Consider the following 283-nt stretch of genomic DNA (forward strand, 5'->3'; position numbering starts at 1 on the left):
TTTAAGCGGAGCTTGCGGAACTTGGTCAGGGAGCTGGGGTTGATCAGAGCCTCCTCGGGCGAGAGCTCGAGAAAGTATTTGAAGGACATATCGTAGCGCGAGCGCTCCACCACGTCCACATCGGAGAGGGTGTAGATGGTCTTCAGCAGCAAGTATTTGAACATGCGCACCGGGCTTTCGGCCCTGCGGCCATTGGTGGTGCAGTATTTACTGGCCAGCTCCTCGTAGATGAAAGTGAAGTCGATCAGGTCGTTGATTTTACGAAGCAGATTGTCCTGGGGGA

Annotated in this window: 1 protein-coding gene; it reads right to left on the reverse strand. The window is 54.4% G+C overall.

Translation table 11 applies throughout. The features are described 5' to 3' along the window. Window positions 1-283: transposase (locus K3G39_RS20575; RefSeq protein ID WP_220628044.1), on the reverse strand; the 283-nt coding region annotated here is incomplete at both ends.

The organism is Pontibacter sp. HSC-14F20 (genome assembly GCF_019599265.1).
Taxonomy (GTDB): domain Bacteria; phylum Bacteroidota; class Bacteroidia; order Cytophagales; family Hymenobacteraceae; genus Pontibacter.